The sequence below is a fragment of the Salinicola tamaricis genome (genome assembly GCF_003006155.1).
In the GTDB taxonomy this organism is placed as follows: domain Bacteria; phylum Pseudomonadota; class Gammaproteobacteria; order Pseudomonadales; family Halomonadaceae; genus Salinicola; species Salinicola tamaricis.
Genome location: NZ_CP023559.1, coordinates 3,352,360 through 3,372,392, shown reverse-complemented (window position 1 = coordinate 3,372,392; position 20,033 = coordinate 3,352,360). Strand labels below are relative to the sequence as shown.

18 protein-coding genes and 1 pseudogene are annotated in these 20,033 nt (G+C 52.9%); all 19 read right to left on the bottom strand.

Translation table 11 applies throughout. The annotated features are described in order from the left end of the window. Nucleotides 1–371: 371 nt before the first annotated feature. On the bottom strand, nt 372–503 hold the full coding sequence (locus CN538_RS26445; protein ID WP_422917588.1) for a CBS domain-containing protein: 132 nt from the start codon (nt 501–503) through the stop codon (nt 372–374). 104 nt (nt 504–607) lie between these two features. Beyond that, nucleotides 608–1,342 (bottom strand): KpsF/GutQ family sugar-phosphate isomerase, encoded by a 735-nt coding sequence (locus CN538_RS15515; protein WP_207233527.1) that lies wholly within the window; start codon nt 1,340–1,342, stop codon nt 608–610. A 187-nt stretch (nt 1,343–1,529) separates the two neighbouring features. Then, nucleotides 1,530–1,763, bottom strand: coding sequence for an SAF domain-containing protein (locus tag CN538_RS23295; protein WP_242495801.1), 234 nt, complete (start codon nt 1,761–1,763; stop codon nt 1,530–1,532). A gap of 48 nt (nt 1,764–1,811) precedes the next feature. Then, nucleotides 1,812–2,580 (bottom strand): annotated as a pseudogene (pseI, locus tag CN538_RS15510) (pseudaminic acid synthase); the annotation flags it as partial. A 193-nt stretch (nt 2,581–2,773) separates the two neighbouring features. After that, nucleotides 2,774–3,094: a GNAT family N-acetyltransferase gene (locus CN538_RS21265; protein ID WP_207233526.1), complete on the bottom strand. Its 321-nt coding sequence runs from the start codon at nt 3,092–3,094 to the stop codon at nt 2,774–2,776. A 9-nt stretch (nt 3,095–3,103) separates the two neighbouring features. Next, the gene (gene pseG / locus CN538_RS15500) at nt 3,104–4,213 is read right to left on the bottom strand and encodes a UDP-2,4-diacetamido-2,4,6-trideoxy-beta-L-altropyranose hydrolase (RefSeq protein ID WP_207233525.1); all 1,110 of its coding nucleotides are present in this window, start codon (nt 4,211–4,213) and stop codon (nt 3,104–3,106) included. Continuing rightward, complete coding sequence (locus CN538_RS23290) at nt 4,213–4,479, bottom strand: glycosyltransferase family protein (protein WP_242495231.1); 267 nt, start codon at nt 4,477–4,479, stop codon at nt 4,213–4,215. Before CN538_RS23290 ends, pseG begins: the two co-directional genes overlap by 1 nt. Before the next feature lie 35 nt (nt 4,480–4,514). Next, nucleotides 4,515–4,910: an acylneuraminate cytidylyltransferase family protein gene (locus CN538_RS23285; protein ID WP_242495229.1), complete on the bottom strand. Its 396-nt coding sequence runs from the start codon at nt 4,908–4,910 to the stop codon at nt 4,515–4,517. Then, complete coding sequence (pseC, locus tag CN538_RS15490; protein ID WP_106420025.1) at nt 4,910–6,067, bottom strand: UDP-4-amino-4,6-dideoxy-N-acetyl-beta-L-altrosamine transaminase; 1,158 nt, start codon at nt 6,065–6,067, stop codon at nt 4,910–4,912. The genes CN538_RS23285 and pseC overlap by 1 nt, the downstream gene beginning before the upstream one ends. Then, nucleotides 6,067–7,065 carry a UDP-N-acetylglucosamine 4,6-dehydratase (inverting) gene (gene pseB, locus CN538_RS15485; RefSeq protein ID WP_106420024.1) on the bottom strand — a complete coding sequence of 333 codons (999 nt, stop codon included), beginning with the start codon at nt 7,063–7,065 and terminating at the stop codon, nt 6,067–6,069. Before pseB ends, pseC begins: the two co-directional genes overlap by 1 nt. After that, complete coding sequence (locus CN538_RS15480) at nt 7,058–10,561, bottom strand: capsular polysaccharide export protein, LipB/KpsS family (protein WP_106420023.1); 3,504 nt, start codon at nt 10,559–10,561, stop codon at nt 7,058–7,060. The genes pseB and CN538_RS15480 overlap by 8 nt, the downstream gene beginning before the upstream one ends. A gap of 79 nt (nt 10,562–10,640) precedes the next feature. Then, a complete protein-coding gene (locus CN538_RS23280; protein WP_242495228.1) occupies nt 10,641–11,033 on the bottom strand; it encodes a hypothetical protein in 393 nt (130 codons plus the stop codon). Between the two features lie 812 nt (nt 11,034–11,845). Next, nucleotides 11,846–12,439 carry an ABC transporter ATP-binding protein gene (locus CN538_RS15470; protein WP_242495226.1) on the bottom strand — a complete coding sequence of 198 codons (594 nt, stop codon included), beginning with the start codon at nt 12,437–12,439 and terminating at the stop codon, nt 11,846–11,848. Nucleotides 12,440–12,453: 14 nt separating this feature from the next. Beyond that, the gene (locus tag CN538_RS15465; protein ID WP_340638350.1) at nt 12,454–13,188 is read right to left on the bottom strand and encodes an ABC transporter permease; all 735 of its coding nucleotides are present in this window, start codon (nt 13,186–13,188) and stop codon (nt 12,454–12,456) included. Nucleotides 13,189–13,312: 124 nt separating this feature from the next. Then, the gene (locus CN538_RS15460; protein WP_106420021.1) at nt 13,313–15,076 is read right to left on the bottom strand and encodes a polysaccharide biosynthesis/export family protein; all 1,764 of its coding nucleotides are present in this window, start codon (nt 15,074–15,076) and stop codon (nt 13,313–13,315) included. Between the two features lie 94 nt (nt 15,077–15,170). Continuing rightward, complete coding sequence (locus CN538_RS15455) at nt 15,171–15,527, bottom strand: DVU3141 family protein (RefSeq protein ID WP_164999627.1); 357 nt, start codon at nt 15,525–15,527, stop codon at nt 15,171–15,173. Nucleotides 15,528–15,964: 437 nt separating this feature from the next. Beyond that, nucleotides 15,965–16,210: a hypothetical protein gene (locus CN538_RS25425; protein WP_340638138.1), complete on the bottom strand. Its 246-nt coding sequence runs from the start codon at nt 16,208–16,210 to the stop codon at nt 15,965–15,967. Continuing rightward, nucleotides 16,204–17,730, bottom strand: a complete 1,527-nt coding sequence (locus tag CN538_RS15450) for an SLC13 family permease (RefSeq protein ID WP_340638137.1) — start codon at nt 17,728–17,730, stop codon at nt 16,204–16,206. The genes CN538_RS25425 and CN538_RS15450 overlap by 7 nt, the downstream gene beginning before the upstream one ends. A gap of 531 nt (nt 17,731–18,261) precedes the next feature. Beyond that, the gene (locus CN538_RS15445) at nt 18,262–19,770 is read right to left on the bottom strand and encodes a hypothetical protein (RefSeq protein ID WP_106420019.1); all 1,509 of its coding nucleotides are present in this window, start codon (nt 19,768–19,770) and stop codon (nt 18,262–18,264) included. Nucleotides 19,771–20,033 lie beyond the last annotated feature (263 nt).

The window sequence follows — 20,033 nt, the reverse complement described above, 5'->3', positions numbered from 1 at the left end:
CTATTGTTTTTGTAAAAACCCTCTTAGACTGAGACGGCGGAAGTAGCGGCTCGACGTATCCCAAGGTTCATCGGATGCTATTTTCTTAGCCGCACTCATCATCTAGGAATAACTGACGCTATTTACAAAGCTTTGAAAGCTATCTGAATGAAAGACATGGCAGAACTTTGAATTTGGCAATACCGTCAAGAAAAATCATAGCAACCTATAGGCATTGTAGCCTTCAGACACATTCGGTAATGGCAGCTTAGAACGCAAGGAAATTAAGGCCCCAACATCTCCAACCATCAATTATAAGCTTCTAAAATATAGCTCACCACAAGCCAATAGTTATAGAAAATTGGTAAAAGCCACACGATGGCTAGGAGAAATTAAGCGTCAAAGCTCTTTACCACACCAATGGGATAACCTTCTTCGGCCACGATCAAAGAGGTCAACTTACGCCCACGCATCAGATGTTCGCAGTCGAAGAGGTTAGCATCGGCGGAAACGGCCACAGGCATGGTGCCCATGATGTCATTGGCGGTCAGATCCTCGGTTTGCCCCTCTTTTCAATGGCACGCCGCAGATCACCATCCGTGACTACGCCGATCAGTTTCCCGGCAATCTATAACGCAGGTAATTCCTGCTCGCCTTCGCTGATCTCATGCACCACCTCAGCGAACGGTGACGTTCGCGCTAGAGACGGCACCTGGTGCATCACGTCACTGGCCTTAGTCAATAGCTTGCGTCCGAGTGACCCACCTGGGTGGAAGCGCGCAAAATCGACCGGCATGAACGCGCGGCGGCTCATCAATGCCACGGCCAGCGCATCCCCCATAACCAAGGTGGCCGTGGTCGATGTGGTAGGCGCCAAGTTGTTCGGGCAAGCTTCTCGTTCGACGGAAACATCCAGATGCACATCCGCACTGGTAGCCAATGTGGATGCCGGGTTGCCAGTAATCGCTACGCTGCGCGCCTGAATATGACGCAGATAGGGCAATAGTTTGATTACTTCATCAGTTTCGCCACTGTAGGAGATCAGAATGACCAAGTCGTCACCGCCGATCATTCCCAGGTCGCCATGATACGCCTCGCCAGGATGAACAAAGAAGCTAGGGCTGCCAGTAGAAGCCAGCGTTGCAGCGATCTTGCGACCAATGATTCCCGACTTTCCCATACCGGAAATTATCACCTTGCCGGTGCAGGTATAAATTAGCTCTACGGCATCCAGAAACCCATCGCTGAGAGAGTGCCCGATATGGCTCAGTGCACGTGACTGGTCCTCAAAAACACCTTTAGCGAGTTCAAGAGAACGAGCTGTCATCGGCTCACCATCACCGAACGAAACACGAGTGGACATCACGAAACCTTTAACCTTATTTGACAATAATCATCTTTATTGCAACGACATATCCAGCACCTAAGCCATCAACAGCAAACCTACATCACAGACATATCCAAAAGAAAGCAGGATTGGGAAATCCGAAGATCACAAACACAACTTAAAGACGTTATAGCCGGAGCAACCTCCATCGCCCCGGCCACGATCAATCAATCAAGGAATCGACTACTGGTGAATTGGCAGCAACATCATCTCTAACCCTTTTCCCCAAAATAGACTTAAGATGCTTTGGTGCCATTCCATAACCAGGCCTTACGCTACGAACTGCATCCTCGGTAATAAGATCGCCGGACTTCAATGCTTTAACAAAATACAGAGATCGCCGAAACTGAACATTGCCCTGCTCGCTCGATTTGCGACCATAGTCGACTCTACCCATCGCTTTCCAAGCGGTTTTTGTATCGCGACAAAGCGCCTTTAGCTCGGTAGGTTCCAGAGAAAAGCTATCGTCTGGCCCACCACCATTACGGTCCAATGTGACATGCTTCTCAACAATACTCGCACCTAGTGCAATACTGGTTACCGCTGTGGTGTTATCGATCGTGTGATCTGAGATCCCGGTAACCACACCAAAGCGCTCAATCATGTCGATATAGTGCGAAGATTATAGTCCTCTGCAGGCGCCGGATAACCGCTGACACAATGCAGTATGGCCAGTTGTATGCAACCGGCTCCTTGAGCAGCCTCTATCGCCTCCTGAATTTCCTCCGCATCAGCCATGCCGGTGGAGATAATCATCGGCTTGCCTTTGCTCGCCACATACTCGATCAGTGGAATATCGATAGCTTCGAACGAGGCGATCTTGTATGCCGGGGCTCCAAGCTCTTCTAATAAATCGACCGCAGTGGCATCGAAAGGAGAGCTAAAAATTGTGATGCCTAGCTCCCGCGCGCGCTCGAACAGAGGCTTGTGCCAATCCCATGGCATATGAGCTTCTTCATAAAGCTCATATAGCTTGCGTCCGTCCCATAAGCCACCCTTGATGATAAACTCTTCATTATCACTATCGAGAGTATGGTGTCCGGGCGATAAGTTTGGAGCTTGACAGCGTCAGCGCCTGCTTTTTTGGCTTCGTCGAGGATACGAAATGCATTCTCTATGTTGCCATTATGGTTGGCTGACAACTCAGCAATAATATAGGGCGGATCATCCACACTGATGCGCCGACCTGCTATTTCAATAAAGGGAGTCTGCATTACTTAAGTTCTCCTCTGCACCTTCCATTCAGCAGCCAGTAGACCGAAGCCAATGACATCATGGTAACGACTTCCATCGCAGTGATGCTCACGCAATATTGCTTCTTGCTTGAAGCCCAACCGCTCGTGAAATTTTATCGACCGGTGATTATATGCCAGCACCTCTCCGCAGAGCTTATGTAAACCTAAAGACTCAAACAAACTCACATGCTTGACTCCCCAGAAGGGAACCACTGCCCTTAGCAGCCATAGGAGAAAGGTAGAACCCCCACTCGGCCCTTTTATCACTTTTAGAAACAATATTAATATTGAGCACGCCAGAAGGAATGCCATCATTCTCAAAAATCATCACATACGAATTATCTCTAGCACAAACGCTTTCGAACCAAGCGAGATGCTCTTCCCAGGCGATTTCCTGCTGCGTATACATGTACTGACGCACATCTGGATGATTACGCCAAGATAGGACGGAAGAAAGATCCTCACGCCGGATAGGTCGGATCTTTGTAAGCATTGATGTTCCTCAACTTGCTTGAGTCAACTCGCGAGCTATTCGAGATGCCCCGAGCCCGCCTGTCAGCTCACGAGCGCAGACACTAAGGCTAGAAAGACGCTGGATATTTTTAATTTCGGAAATTGCATCGATCATATTATCTTTCAGTGCCTCCCGATCAAGAGTCATGGACGCTCCCCGAAATTCGAGATTGGCAGCGATATCGCGCTGATTTTCGGCCAATACCAGCATCAGGGTCGGCAGGCCCAGACAGCAACGCTCCCATGAGGTACTGCCCGCCGCGCCGATCGCCAGATCCGCCTCAGCCATACGTCGCGCCATATCACTGACGTTGGTAACGACCTCGGTGGGCTGTTCGAGGGTTTCCGCTACACGCTTCACCGCCTCGATCCATGGCGCGGTGGCCCCCATCACTACCGTGATCCGGCACGCTCCTGGCAGCTCGGCATCGCGCAAAACCCCCAGTACCTCAGCAGTGACATTGTCTTTATCTACCCCACCCAAGCTAATCAGCAACTGAGACAGCCCTGGCTGGCTATCGCGCCTTTCCAGACTCGGCCGACGCCACTCGGCAAACTCCGGGCGCAGCAGCGCGTAATCCGGGCCAATCATCAGCCGGCAGCTTGCCGGCACCAGGTCCGCGTAATCCTCTGCCAACCTGCCTAGGTTCTGATCCAACAGCAGATCGGCGATGTGCTCACGGTCTGCGAGATCATCGATGACCAGCAGCCGCACGCCCGATGGAAGCACGGCCGCCTCCCAGCGCGCATCCAGGGCATAATGATCCAACACCAGCCAATCGGGCTCGAGTGGCGCGAGCAGGTCCGCGCTCTCGCGGGCATCCTGCGACCAGTCGACGCCCAACCAGGCCGCATGGGCGGTCTCGTCTGCATCCTGACCCGAGTGCGATGTCTCTGCTGCCGAGGGTGCCGCTAGCCGCAAGACCTCGAACCCCTCGGCTTCGATGCGTGCGATCAAATGCCCGGGAAGTTCGCGACACAAGAAATAGCATCGCACCGCGTGATGCTCACGCAGCGCCGTCGCCAGCGTCAGGCAACGCATGACGTGCCCGGTACCAATCTCCACCGAGGCATCGACGCGAAAAGCCACACACGCCATCAGACATTCTCTCCCGATGCAGCCTTCCAAGCCTTGAACAACCATTCGGCGCGCTGCCAATCTTCCGGCGTATCAATATCCTGCACCCGATGACGAGGCAGCTTGACCGGCACCGCACGCGCCGAGAACAGCGGCCGGCCTGCCAGCCAGGCCTCCGGGCGGCCCCAGTAGAACTGACCGGCGTCGTGCCACGCCTCTTCCAGATCCTGGGAACGGGTGTTGAAGCGTTCCGGCTCGAACATGGCCACCCGCCCTTCGGGCGTCATGCGTAGCGCCCGCTGAATCGGGAAGGCGTAGCTAGTCACCGAAAAGGCATAGTCGACGTCCCTCCCTCGAGGCGATCGAGCCCCGAGATCAGGTCGTCGGCAGAAGCAAAGGGGGCCGTGGCGTAGAGGCAGCAGACCGCCTCGAGAGAGACTCCCGCCTGTTGAATCTCCGTAATGGCGTGGGCGATGACCGGTAACGTACCGGTATGATCATCCGATAGCGCCGCCGGGCGCGTGAAGGGTGTCTCCGCCCCCCATTCCCTGGCCACTGCGGCGATCTCGTCATCGTCGGTCGAGACGATAACGCGATCGAAACAGCGGCTCGCCAGCGCCGCCTGGATGGACCAGGCGATCATCGGTTTACCGCAGAAGGCTTTTATTCTTGCGCGGAATCCGCTTGCACCCCGCGCGGGGATCACTGCCAGCCGCATCACACCAGCACCTCGGATAGCACGCGAATCACCTCGTCCTGCTGAGACTCACTCAGGCTTGGGAACAGAGGCAGACTGATCGCCTCGGCGTAGTAGCGCTCTGCCTGAGGGAAGGCTCCGTCACTAAACCCGAGCGCTCGGTAATAGGGCTGAGTGTGCACCGGTATGTAGTGCAGATTGACACCGATACCACGTGAGCGCAGTGCTTCGAACACCTCGCGATGAGAGGCCGAGATTCGCTCCAGCTCGAGCCGGATGACATAAAGATGGCGCCCGGAGTAGCTATCCGGATGCTGCCAGGGTGTCACCACCGGCAACTCGGCCAGCGCAGCGTCGTAGCGCGCCGCCAGGCGGTGCCGCTCAGCCACATAGTGATCAAGCCGCTCGACCTGGGAGACACCCAGCGCGGCCTGCAGCTCGGTCATACGGTAGTTGAAGCCCAGCGCGATCTGCTGATAGTACCAGGGCCCGTCGGCTTCATGGGTCATGACAGCTGGATCACGCGTGATGCCGTGGCTGCGCAGCAGCGACATTTTTTCGGCGAGAGTATCGTCGTTGGTCAGCGCCATACCACCTTCCGCGGTGGTAATGATCTTGACGGGATGAAAGCTGAACACGGTGATATCGCTGTAGCGACCGCTGCCGATGAACTCCTCCTGATATTTGCCACCCACCGCATGCGAAGCATCTTCGATGATCCGAAAGCCAAAGCGCTTACTCAGCGCATGGATCGTCTGCATCTCGCAGGGCTGGCCGCACAGATGCACGGCGACCAGCACCTTGGGCAAGCGCCCCTGGCGCTCTGCCTCTAGCAGTTTGGCCTCCAGCGCCTTGGGGCAAAGGTTGTAGGTTCTAGGGTCGATATCGACGAAATCGACACGTGCACCGCAGTAACGGCCGCAATTGGCAGAGGCCACGAAGGTCACCGGGCTGGTCCAGAGCCAATCCCCCTCCCCCAAGCCCAGCGCTAGGCAGGCGATATGCAGCGCTGACGTAGCGCTGTTGACCGCCAATGCATGTCGAGCTCCCACATGCTCAGCCAGATTTTTTTCGAACAGGGGCACCTGTGGCCCCTGCGTCAAAAAGTCCGACTGCAGCACGGAGAGCACAGAATCGATATCTGTTTGATCGATCTCCTGCCGACCGTAAGGAATCATTAGATGGCTCCAATCTTTTCCCAGTTACGGTCAATCCACGCCTGCAACTGCGCATCTGTCATCCACTCGGCGTTATTGTCGCTGGAGTAGTTGAAGTCATCCTTGACCTTGACACCATCCTTGATGCGGTTGACGTCTTTGTCCCAATTGTTGATAGCAGGCAGAATCTTATAATGCTCAGGATACTCGTAGGTGTAGATAGCATCCTCTTCACCGATCATCTGCTCGTGCAGTTTCTCGCCCGGCCGAATACCAACCACTTCTTGCTTGGCATCAGGTGCGACGACACGCGCTAGATCGGTCACCTTCATCGACGGGATCTTCTTGACGTAGATCTCACCACCCTCCATATCCTCAAAAGCGTGCCAGACCAGCTCGACGCCCTCTTCCAATGAGATCATGAAGCGAGTCATACGCGGATCAGTAATCGGCAAAATGCCTTTATCTTTGACAGACATGAAGAATGGGATAACCGAACCGCGGGAGCCCATGACGTTACCGTAGCGGACTACGGAGAAACTAGTATCGTGCCCACCGGCATAAGAGTTGCCTGCGACAAACAACTTGTCCGAGGTCAGCTTGGTTGCGCCGTAGAGGTTTACCGGGCTGCTCGCCTTGTCGGTTGAGAGCGCAACCACCTTCTTGACGCCCTTATCGATGCAGGCATCAATGAGGTTCATGGCGCCCATGACATTGGTTTTGACGCACTCGAATGGGTTGTATTCAGCCGTGGGCACGATCTTCGTAGCGGCCGCATGGACAACATAGTCCACACCATCCAGCGCCCGATAGATCCGCTCGCGGTCCCTGACATCACCGATAAAGAAACGCACACGACTATCGTCTTTGAAAAGCTTTGCCATCTCCCACTGCTTCATCTCGTCACGAGAATAAATAATAACCTTATGGGGGTTATATTTTTCGAGCACCATAGGGACAAATTTATGGCCAAACGAGCCCGTACCGCCTGTCACAAGAATTGTTGAACCTTCAAACATTTCCAACTTCCTCTGTCTCTGTTTTCTCAACTTCTGCGCGAAGCAGCTGCACCAATCGATTCACCAAAGCTGACTTATTGCCCTTCTCATCAACATCGATTATTCTTGTTGAGCCATGCCAAACATCCGTACCGTAATCGTCTTTTTTCCTCCAATCCAATTCGGAAGAATTGGAAAATAGCCAAGTCCGGCAACCCAACGCACCCGACAGCTCTGCAACCGTAGTGGCTGGAGAAATAACAAGATCCATGCATGACATGAGCGCAGAAACGCTTTCAAAATCATTGTAATGATCAACATCATCAATATCAATAATCTTTCCAGGGAAATTCACTTCCGCCCACTCAAGCTCCGAAGAACACTCATCGTATTGAAAATTAACGAACTGAACGCCAGGAATACGCAGCATATCTGCAAGCTCAAAGATCGTAACATAATGTTCATTCCTGGAATAAGTTGCTAAGCTGCTGCGCCACGAAATACCAACGACCAACTTGTCAGAGGGGAGTTTTTCCCTAAATCTTTTGACCAATTCAGCGTCAGGAATTAAATAAGAATCGCCTTTAAAGCTATCATAGCCAGATAGTATCTTGTGAAGCATGTCCGTAACGAACATAACCTTATCCGCGCGGTCAATCGCATCAGCCGCCGCATTATCAACCGCACCAACAATATCTGAACCTGGGACGCGACTGTATTTCTCAATATTTATTTCATCAGCACTCCTAGGCCTCTCGACAGGGACAAAATGAAGCTTAGGAAACGATCTCGAAAACAAAGAATGGAGACGAGGGCTGCATGCAACACTCAGGCTTTCAGATCCCAGAAAGCTTATCAATTGATTGTATATAGAAGCAAACCTGAGCTCATCACCAGGGCCGAATATCGACAACAGAAATAGATTTTCTCCCGGATTTAAAACCTCATCCAAGCCTAGATACTTGCTCTTGTAATACTTAACAACTTTTTTGCGAAGACCTATGTCCAAGAAGGTTTCAAAAGCCTCTTTGGGCATTTTTTTACCGAAATAAAGCTTTCTTCGATGCATATCGCCGACAGGCAAATTTGCCGCAGTAGCTTTATCCAACAGCTGACCGCTCTTAACATAATTGCCAGCAATGACATACAATCTCATCATCTCGGCTACGATCATAGGGGTTAAGCGTGAATTACACCTAACTTCCATCACCTCTATTGCTTCTTCCAACTTACCATTAAAACTAAGCGCTTGCGTATATTTCACTAACTGAGTGTCATGCAATCCATTTATAGCTCGCTTAGCACATTGACGTGCAAGATACTCGGCCTCATCAAACCTTTCGAGATTTATATAAGCCTGCACCAAGTTAAAATCATAAGCCCATTTTGCATTTATTACGCCGATCAATAGATCCTTATCACCCTCGAGAAAGCCATCTTTAAACTTATCTATATGAGATAGAGCGCTTGCAATACTATCCGGCTTGTGGTTTACATAATCAACTAGTATGTCAAGAGCAGCTGTTCGGCCAAGAGAATTCTGAGAATAATTCGACTTAAAAAGAGTGGAAACCGAAAGCTTGTTCGCGTAATGCAGATTAAGACCAAAGAGCAGCTCGGAAAAGCTCTTCATAGACGCATAATCAAAAATTAGCTCGCTATAAACTATCAACAGCTTTAAAACTCGCGAAATATCTTGATAATGCAGACATATTTCGGCAGCATCAGAAGCCAGCCCATCAAGCTCCCTATTCTCTAGCTTATATTCAAGATATGCCATCTGTAATTCGATGTCAGAAGGAGCTTCTTTTAATTCCTGATCGGAGAATGAAGAGTTAATTGTAGATAAAGAGCTCGGTAAGATTTCAGATGGTAGGTCAAGGCCATTCTCAGAACTATAAGACAGCACCAGAGAAGACCAAGGCTTAACGAGATACCTGCCAGGCATGCTCTTCTGTAAGCTTAGAAGAAGCTTATTAGACTCATGGTATGAGAAATGCTTACTTAGAATAATGCTGTTCAAATAGCGCTCTTTAGCCTTATCACTCGAAAGAAGACCAAGAACAATATATGGCAGTGAGGACCTATACACAGCGCCCTTAACATTAGCCATTTGCCTACCGTGATCCACGCTGATCACGAAGTTAGACTCTTCTCTCGACTGGTCTGCCGAAAAACTACTGAGCACGAGAGGCCAAACAAAGGAGTCTTTATAAAAAAGATAATCAAAGGGCTCTCCGCTATTTTTTCCCGCGTTCGCTAGCTGCTTCTTAACCGTATTAAAAGTCAGCAGCTTCTTATCTGACTTTATCTTGAACGCAGCAGACCAAAAGCCTAAAAAGGGATCTTGCAGGTTAGTCAAATACTTTGGATAAGATATATATGTGGCATAAAAAAGCTCGCTTAATGTGAGCTTACGAGACCTTCTGACATTAATTGACCTATCATCAGTCAGCCCCCACCCTGCGTAAAAAGGACTACCAACAACGACAACTTCCTTACCTCTAATCAGCGCTTCCAACCCACTTAAGGACGAAATCGTATAAACGCGAGAGGCAGACTGCAAGGTATCTACTAAACTAGTCTCAGGAGAAACAAGTTTTGCATATCTTTCAATTCTCTCAGATACTATCGAGCTTTTTTGATAGCCTTTATATACTTCAGGATGCGGGCGATACAAAACTTCACAACCCAGATTTTCGTAGCTCGCCAGCTTTATCAAATCGAACGTCGACCATCCATCTGGGTTTCCATATTTTATTGAAGCATCATTATCCACTTGACCAAGAACGACTACTTTTTTACCAAAACTTTTATCTTCCTCACCTTTTTGCTCGGGTAGATTATACTTTGAAAGCCTAGAATCAAGTATCAACGAAAGACCCAAGTCAGACCTTTCGTTAAAATTTTGAATTTTACTTGAATCAAAATTCTGTAGGATACTCTCTATCTCTGTTTGCTTGGAGGCATCATAGTAAATTTCTTTTTTATCGAAAACCAAAGAGTATGGTGTTGCATGCGACGCACCAAGATCGGCAGATCTGAGAAAGCCATCTTCAGTGCGCCAAACTTCTGCTTTAAGAAAGCTTAAATAAGAACGAAGTATCGGACTTTCGGTCTTCCCCCACACAACATATATTGCAGGCTTTATTCTTAACTTGCGTAAAATTTTTATAGCATCGAAGCCTGTTTTTTTTCTCGGCAAAAATGCACATCGGTAGCCGCTCAAATAGCTAGCCAAGAAACCCAGCTTCCAATAATTACACCCAATTAAAACGCAAATTGGCTTTATTGAGGTTTCCCAACTCCTACCAACTAAAAAAAGCCCCTCAAAACCAGAGTCCTTTCCTATAACTTGCTCAGGATCCAAAAGGTCAAAGGGATATTCGAGGGCCTTTTCTTCTTTCGAAAAACGCCTTCTACCACGAAATTTTCGACTAAGTCTAGAAAATCTTTTCCTATTGTAATCAAATTCCGCGACATCATTATTCAAAAAAACTTCCTTATCATGCGTCATGTTAGCCCCCAAGACACCTTATGATCCGAAGAACCCGAAGAACCCGAAGAACCCGAAGAACCCGAAGAACCCGAAGAACTTAATCGCGATGATCCTTTACAATCAAAATAAGCATATTGACGATTAATGTGAAGAATAAAGCAAGTATGATGAATACGGTGATGTCGTAAATTCTATCGGGCTTTTCAGCGTACTCAGGGGTGGTGGGTGACTGTAATATTGACAATTGCTTCAACTTTCTTGCTGCCTCTATCCTGGTATTTTCCAATGCTCCCATCGCACCTTGATAAGCCTCCTCTGCAAATTTTGCCTGAAGCTCTAAAGCTCTATACTCACTAGAAATTGAATTAAGGGCACCTCCGGCTTCCATTGCCAGCCTTTCTCGCTCTTGTTTGATTTGCTTTTCAACGGCTTGGATCTGACTGTCAACTCTAACTACTTCCGAAGACTGCTTGCTTTGGAAACTTAACAACGCACTTTTCTGGTGCTTTGAGCTTTGCCAGCTCGCCTTCGAGACTAGCCACTACAGAACTCACACTATCAATTGTACCACTAGGAGACACTAAACATGATTATTTTGATAATTGACGAGACTTTCCCCCGAGCTTGGTTATATCTATTTTCATCAGCATCAAACTTGACCGTCCAGAAATTTAACTTGTTCCTCTGCTAAGCGTCTGCCCATATCGTTCATATGGCGTTTCGCCTTGGAGATAAGCATCTCAGCTAGTGCTTAGCTTTCTGAGGGGTAAATGCTTCGACATCAATAGTTAGCAAGCCGGCATAATCATCTAACTCTACAGAAACCCTATCAATAGTACCTGTGTAATTTTTCCAATGGTGCATCTTTGTCACTTAACCTCGAAAAATAATCAGCACTGCATTTGAGTAGTGCTCTCTAAAGCCAGCATGCTTAGTTAAATACGATAGCATATCGGTGGATCTCAAATACGCCCTAAGCAAAAGCATATCTGATGTATTTGTGCTCCCGCCAATAAAAGGCTATTAAAATCTAGACTTGGGCTGCGATCTCGGGACTCTGCAAGACACATCAGCATGGGATACGTATCGATCAGTTGCCCACCAGCCCCAGTAAACTGTTGCGCAGAATATCGATAGCAGCACATACAACCCAATGCGCCTGGGTCAACAGCAATTTTTTAAGCTTCATCTGGCAAGACCATTATAAACATTTAAGCATTTTACTTTCGCGACGTCGGAGCTAGCTCATGATATCTCTTAATGGCATCATCGATACTGTCGTGCCATTCAGCCTTACCATTATCAACCACTACTCCAGCTTGGCACAAGTCTTTCAAAATCCCTTCGCTGTGCGACAGACTCCATTATCAGGCTTGACTTATTAATCCTTTCTCTAAAAGCTTGCTTTGCTTTTTCTTTGAATTGCCTATCGCCTACTGAAGTGGCCTCATCCGACAGATAAACATCAAAATCAAACGCTAAAGACAAACCAAATGCTAGTCTCGACTTCATGCCAGATGAGTATGTTTTAACGGGATCATCAAAGCTTCCCCCGATTTCAGCAAAATCCTCTACTTCTTTAATTATTCGGCTTACTGTTGATCCTGCGCCATGCATACGCGCAACAAATTTCACATTTTGCCGCCCAGTCATACTGCCCTGAAAACCACCCGAAAGCCCGATTGGCCAAGAGACCTTGGCGTTTCTATCTATGCGCCCTCTGCTAGGGCTATCCATCCCTGCAATGAGTCGTAGTAACGTTGACTTCCCAGCTCCATTTCTACCGAGCAAGCCCACGCTTACATTCTTAGGAAACAACAAATTGACGTCTTCTAAAACCCAACTACTATCTTGATGATTATGATATCTTTTATAAAGCCCCGAAACGTTTATCATGCCATTCTCTGCTTTTATTTGGCTTTCAGCCTATAGGAAAATCTAAGATGCATAATCATGCCAAGAACTAAAAGGCCTGCGGACCACATCCACAAATACGTCATATCAACGCCACCTAAAGTATGATATCTAGCAAAGAACGACACCCTCATTGATTCAATGCCATGAACTATTGGATTCAATAAAACAATTTCCTGCAACTGATGTGGAAGATAATTTAATGGCAAAATGACACCCGACACTATCAGTAAAGGTAAGCTAATCAGCCGGACAACTCTTCCAACCTCTTCCACTAATGTGGCAATTACAGACAATGTCAAACCAACACCCCACCCCAGTGCCCATATGGAAAGCCAATCAAAAGTAGCTTCTAGCGGAGAATCAGGAAGCAAATCGAATTTCAACAACGAACCAACACTAATGAAGATTAAAAACACAAAAGTCCTAACAATTCCTTCAACAAAGCATCTTATCAACACAGGATCTATTGGTTTAATTTGCCTGTACGCAAACAGACCTTTGCTTGCATTCACAGCGCCGATAGAGCGCATCATGTTTTCCCGGAAAAGAAAAAAGCCCATCATACCGACCACCATCCAGGGGACAAAATCAGCTCCGCTTATGTGCCTGTGATGACCCAAAATTACAGTTCTTACGGCAATCATGATGGTAATAATTGCGATAGGTTCAAAAACCATCCAGAACCAAGCCATGCGATCAGACATGGTCCTCGCAACCATTTCCCGCATGAACATGGCGTGCCATACGCTCCAGGTAACGTTCAGCGGGTGCCTGGCCCCCGTGCCATCATTCAAAGAAAACATATCCAAAACCTAAACGGCGAGGCGTTGCCGCCCCGCCGCTGAGTCAGAGTTAGAGATCCAGCGCGACTTTGGTCGCCACGGCCACTTGATAGAGGATCTGGGTAATACTGCTGGCCAGCTCGATATTGCTGGTCGGTGCGGCAGGCAGCACCATGATCTCGTCACCGGCGCGGATCTTGGTATCGCCGGCGTGAACCACGGCACCGTTCTTGTGCACTACCAGTACCTGATCGTCATCTGCGCGCGGGGTAAAGCCACCCGCCTGCTGGATGTAATCGTTGGCACTCATGCCGGGGGTAAAGACCATTGCCTGCGGAATGGTGACTTCACCGCTCAGCAGTACGGAATCGGAGATCTCGGGGATGGTGATCACGTCGCCATCCTGCAGGCGCACATCGGCGATGTTATCGCCGCGGGCCACGACCAGGCGCCCGGTGGGCTGGGTCTGGCGCGCCTTCTGCACGAACTTCTGGATCAGCTCGGCCTGGCGCACCTGAATCTCGCCCTCTTTGGCGGTGCGCGAGGGGTAGCCCAGATAGGTCTGCTCGAGCCGGTCGAGGCTTTCGTTGAGCGACTCTTTCTGCTGCTCCTTGACACTCTCGCGGCGGATCGAGATGTCCTTGTAGCTGGTCATGCTCTTGGGCACGCTGATCGCGTTGAGGAACTCACCCAGGTGTGCGTCACGCGGTAGTACGTAGCGCGAGGGGCCGTAGTAGCTGCCCTCTACTTGCACAACGATGCTTTCGGCGCGCTGGTCGGCGCTGTAAAGCACTTCATCGCCCTTCTCGACGTTGGCTTCGCGGAATTCGCTCAGCGTCAGGTAGCGGGCAATCGGGCCGCTGGGGCGGCTGCCACGCAGCAGCACATGAGAAACACCGGCACGCAGGCGCGCGAGGTTGGTTACGTCACCGCCGGTGAGCTGCTCACCCGCCAGCTCGTAGCGGAACGGCTTTTCGACATCACCCACCACCGCAACCGCCGGGCCGCGCTGCTCTACCACCACAGTATCGCCATCACGGAACTGAGTGCGCGGCATGTTGCCGTTGATCAGGAAGTCGTAGAGATCGACCGTTTCGATCGCGCGGCCGTTACGCTTGACCACGATCTGGCGATAGCTGCCCAGCGCCTGCTCGATGCCGCCGGCCTGATCGAGGAAGTAGAGGATGGAGTCGCTGGGGGTGCCGGAGTAACGGCCGGGATTCTTGACGTAGCCGGTCACGAACACGCCCACCGGCTGCACGCCCTGCAGGTTGGTATAGACCTGCACGTTTTCCGGGTAGACGGACTTGATCGCTGAGGTGACCCGCTTGTTGAGCTCGCTGTTGGAGGTGCCCTGAACGTTGAGCGGGCCGATACCCGGCAGGAACACATTACCCTGGGAGTCCACCGTCAGCACCTGCTGCATCTCTACCCCGCCCCAGACGCGCAGATTGATCTGGTCGCCCGGCTTGATGGTATAGGCGGGGTTGAGCCCGTCGGCCATCACACCGCGGAAGCCGCCGCTGAACAGATTAGCGCCGAACGGCGGCAGCATATTGGGGTCGATCTGCGCCTGATTGGGGTCGAACGGGCCGTACTGATCGCTGTTCCAATTGGCACGCGGGGTGTCATCCACCGCCTGCGCCGCCTGCTGGCCGTTGGCTCCTTGCTGGCCACTGGCGCCCTGGGGCTGCATGGTCATGGATTGGGCCTGCTGGCCCTGCGGGAGGATATCGCTACCCGATTCGAAGGATTGCGCGCTCGCCAGGTTGGCGTTCAGGCACGCTACCGCCACCAGGCACCCGGCCCGGAAAAACGATGCTGCACGTTTCATGCAAGACTTCCTGTGGTGTTCGTGCGGCTTCCGCGCCGCCTATATCGTCGTCGACGATACTCGGCTCGCTGGGCGCGGTTGCAGCGGAATTTTGTTACTGATTGCTGGTTGCGGGCAGCACTTGTGTCACCAGGCGCTGCGAGAACCAGCCATTATCCTTGACCAGACAGGCGACTTCGGCCTGATGCAGCGCCGCCCCGCTCTCGCGGGCGATATCCAGGTGCGCGCAGAGCCTGCCGCTGGCAGCGAAGTAGCGTTCCTGAACGATCACTGAGACGTTCGAGCCCCACGGGCTCTTGGGGAAGGCGGCGATGCTGCCGGGCGTGGCGTTATCGAGAAAGGTGGATATCTCAGGGCCGAGCGCGGCACCACCACGCATGTTCTGCACGTTGTGAATGCCCTGCTGGCTCTGTGTGGCACATCCGGCGATGGCGACAGAGAGGACCCCCAACTGGAAGAATTTCCCTAACCGGCCGACGCGGCGGGACACCCCATGGAAAGCGTTAGACATGTTTTGTGATCAACCCGATTGACTAAGACACCGAGCCTCGCCGCACGGGCATATGCCCGATACGTGCGCCGAGATCGGTCTGCAGGAATGGATTAGGCCCGAAGCATCAGGGCAGTCCAAAAAAATAACCGGTGGCAAGATCCCTGCCCTCGAACACATTGATACATTCAGTAGGCCGAATCCGTGGCCCTTGAGCCACACGATTGTATTGGGCCGGGCCCGATTTGCCTACCGCGAAGGCGAATTCCTCGTATCTGTGATGGCAAATCCTCCTTCGTGAGCATCGCTCGTTCCTGCAGGTGGGCCAACCAAACCCAGATGATGGCGACCAGGCTAGGGATGCCTTCTATCCATAAATGCTGATATTCACACCGTCGCTAGAAGTGCCAGATCAGCGGTATCAAGGTGACGCTGACCAGGCCGACGATCAGGCTGAGCGGCACGCCGAGCTTGAGGTAGTCGTGCATGCGGTAGCCGCCAGGGCCCATCACCATCAGATTGGTCTGGTAGCCCAGCGCGGTCATGAAGCTGGCCGAGGCAGCAATGGTGACGGCGATGACGAATGGCATGAAGTCGACCCCGAGCTGGTCGGAGACCGCCATGGCGATGGGAAACATCAGCACCGCGCGGCAGCGTTGTTGGTGATCATCTCGGTGAACAGCACCGTCATCACATAGACGAAGAGCAGCGCCAGCCAGGGGGTGTGGATCTGCCCCACTACCTGCTCGGCGATGGCCTGCGCGGCGCCGGACTCACTCATCGCAGTACCCAGGGAGAACGAGGCGGCGATCACGATCAGCACGGAAAGATCGATATAACGGCGCGCCTTGCCCATGGTCAGGCAGCCGCTCACCAGCATGGCGCCGGCGGCAAGAAAGGCCGCTTCGAGAATCGAGGTCAGGTTGGTGGCGCTGAGCAGCACCATGACCCCGAGAATGCCCAGCGAGAGCGGCGCCTTCTGGAAGTTGGGCGGCGTGGAGTCGTTAAGCTGGCTGACCAGCAGGAAGTCCTTGCGGTAACGGTACTGCTCGACGAACTGCTGCCCGGTCTCCAGCAGCAGGGTGTCGCCAACCTGGAACTCGACGTCACCCAGCTTGCCCTCCAGCCGCCGCCCGTGGCGGGAGATGGAGAGAATCACCGCCTGAAAGCGCGAGCGAAAACGCGATTCACGCACGCTCTGGCCGATCGCGGTGAAGTCGGGGCTGATCACCGCTTCCACCAGACAGCGTCGATGGTGGGCGATCTCCAGCTTCTGCACATTGCCGTTGGTGGGGACCAGGCCGCGCACCTCGCGCAGTTCCCGGGCGCATTCGGGCGCGCCGACGAAGATCAGGGTGTCATCCGCTTGTAGCCGGGTTTCCGGTGGGACCGCGGCCATCAGCTCGTCACCGCGCTGGATATCGGTGAGATAGCCGAACTGCAGGTTGCGCAGCCCCGCTTCGGCGATACTTCGACCCACCAGCGGCCCGCCCGGCTTCACGTCGACCTCGACGCTGTACTCGCGGATCTGGTCGAGCTGCGAGCTGGTGCCGTCGCGCTGGGGCAGCAGCCAGCCGGCGAACAGCAGGATGAAGCCGCCACCCACGATCAGGATTGGCAAGCCCACCCAGGTGAGTTCGAACATGCCCAGCGAGATGCCGTGGCGGCTCTGCAGCAGGCCATCGACCACCAGGTTGGTGCTGGTACCGATCAGGGTGCAGGTCCCGCCGAGAATGGAGATATAGCTGAGTGGCAGCAGCAGTTTGGAGGGCGGCAGGCGCAGGCGGCCGGACCAGTCCTGGATCGCGGGAATGAACATCGCCACCACGGTGGTGTTGTTCATGAAGGCGCTCAGCACCGATGCCGGCAGCATCACCCGCCACTGAGCCCGGCGCAGCGTGCTCGGCTGGCCGAGCAGCAGGCTGGCGATCCACTTGATCGCCCCGGTCTCCTTGAGCGCTGCCGCCACCACGTAGAGCGCGGCGATGGTCATCACCCCGGTATTGGCGAAGCCGGCCAGCGCCTGCTGCGGCGTGAGCACGTCGGTGAAGATCAGAAACGCCATGGCGCCGACCAGAATGGCGTCCGGCGCGATGCGCGTGAAGACCAGTGTACCCAGGACCGCCACCACGGCCGCCATACTCAACCAGGCATCGATACCCATGCCAACTCTTCCTCCTTACCGTTATCGATGCCGAAACTCGCGGCGTGACTTTTACGCCTACATCGCCCGATTAACGCCTTTGAGTTATGACGTTATGCCAATTTCAATGAATCGATTTCACGTACCGACCGAACCGCGATTCTAGGCACACAAGTGTGATAACGCTACGTAAAGTGCTCTACGAACGGTGAATAAAACGTCAGGATTTGTCTTGTGACTGTCCGCGAATCGCGACAGGTTCCGTTGTTCACCATTAGCGCCTTTTACCGCTGATGCGCGCGATGGCGGGTTCTATGGCTTGGTTCCAGGAGGTGGTTCCAAGGCTTAGCTCCAAGGCAAGGTTCCATGGCTTGTTCCCATCCTCTTGTCGCCGGACCGGCGCTGTCCCGGGAGCGCTAGCTGGAGCAACGTCGAGGTCGGCCCGCCTCGCTGTGCTGGGTGGTCAGGCCGGATCAACAAAAATTGGCCGGAGCGTCGCTCCGGCCAAAATGCTCATTTACCTCCTGTCAACGTTGCTCTCAGTGAAGGTGTTCAATCAATACCGGGCTGCAATGTCAGGATCTGCATCGCGAAAGACTCGGGCGTGACAGGATTGCCTCCCAGGTCCGTGAAGTGCAGGTAGACGCCAGTGCACTGTCGGCGCGTCCCCGAGCTGTTGATATAGCCATCGACATAGCTCCAGCCGTCGAAGCGCACACCGCGATCTTCTACCGACACCTGGATGAGAGGGTTGTCGATCACGTACGGGAACACGAGCTTGACGACACCTTGCTGGGAGACGTCATGCGATTGCAGCGCCCCGAGACCGCGGGAGAGCCCATCCTGGCGCCACAGGAAGTGCTGCGGGATGCCGGTAATGGCTTGCTTGGTCTCACCGTCCACGACCACATCGGAGAGCCCCGTCAGGCCGGCAGTGCGCTGGCCACGCACGTTCTTCGCCAGGGTGAAGCGTTCTTCCAGGCTATCGCCCTTGTCGAACACCAGCGCGCCGCTGAAGCCGTTTTCCGCATCGTCCTCGAGGCGCAGCGGCCCACCGCCAGAGCGCAGCGTCATGCCCGGGCGTCCGGTCAGGTTGTGGTTGGCATCGATGACAAACGGCCCCAGACCGGCATAGGGTGCGCATTCACGGAAAATACCGGTATCGGTGATACGCATGGCCCGGCCGGTGCTATCGCGCACCACGACATCGCCGTCATTGAGAGACACACCGCCCATCTTGCCAGCGTGATTGTCCGTGGCGAACACATCTGCCCAGCCGTAGGACATGCTGTTGCTCGAGGCAAAGCAGCGCATCATCTGCTGGCTTTTCAGCGTGCGGACACAAGGATAGCCAGCCCCCTCGGCTTGAGAGGCATTGCCGAATGGGGATTCCGTGCCATCCGGGCGGCGCTTCTCCCACCAGTTGCCCACAAAAGTGCCGTTGTAGATGAGCGCGGCCACGATTGCATCGCCACTCATGAACTCGAAGATATTGTCGATGAACGACGGCCCCTTGAGGTCGCGATCATATACGACACCATTGCCGCAGTTGTTGAACTCATTGCGGACGAAACGGGTAGTCGTCGAGACGGCGTTGTTGACGTCACGGCAGCGCAGCCCCGTACCGGTCATGATGAAACGACAGTCCACCACCGAAAAATGCACGGTGATTTCCTCGATGTCGATGGCCGTGCCAATCTGGTCAAAACGCACATTGTGGAACAGGCCGTTATAACCCCGGGCGGCGAAGGCGGTGATACCACGTTTCTCGCCACCGCCGTAGATGTGCAGATCAGAGATCACAGCGCCCTGATTGGTGAACATCGGGCCGTCGATGTTGCCGGCAGGTCGCAAACGAGAGGCGCCACCATTGCGGTTGCGGGCCAGGCCTCGCATGCTTTTGCCCTTCAGATCGACGGTCTGGGCGATGACATAATCGCCATCGGGGACGAAGACTGTGCCACCGTCAGCAGCGTCGGCCATCGCCTGAAACGCAGCAGCGCTGTTCTGCTTGCCAGAAGGATCGGCACCATAATCGATAACAGTTTTCAGGTCAGACATTTCATTCTCCTTGGGTTGTACCGCGAGACAATGCTGGCACGGAGTCTGATGTCGTCACCATGAGCTGGCGTCGTGATATCGCCCTATACAACGGGCACAGAAAAGTCATCGAAAAAACAGGTCATGTGCCCGAACGGGACAAGCCAAGGCCGAACTGTAAACGGCACGTTTATTGATATAAACGCCGTAGGGAGTGATGGGGGCGCCGTATAGGCTTACGAGGATGTTATTTGTATTGACGAGCCACTACAGGGATCCGAGAG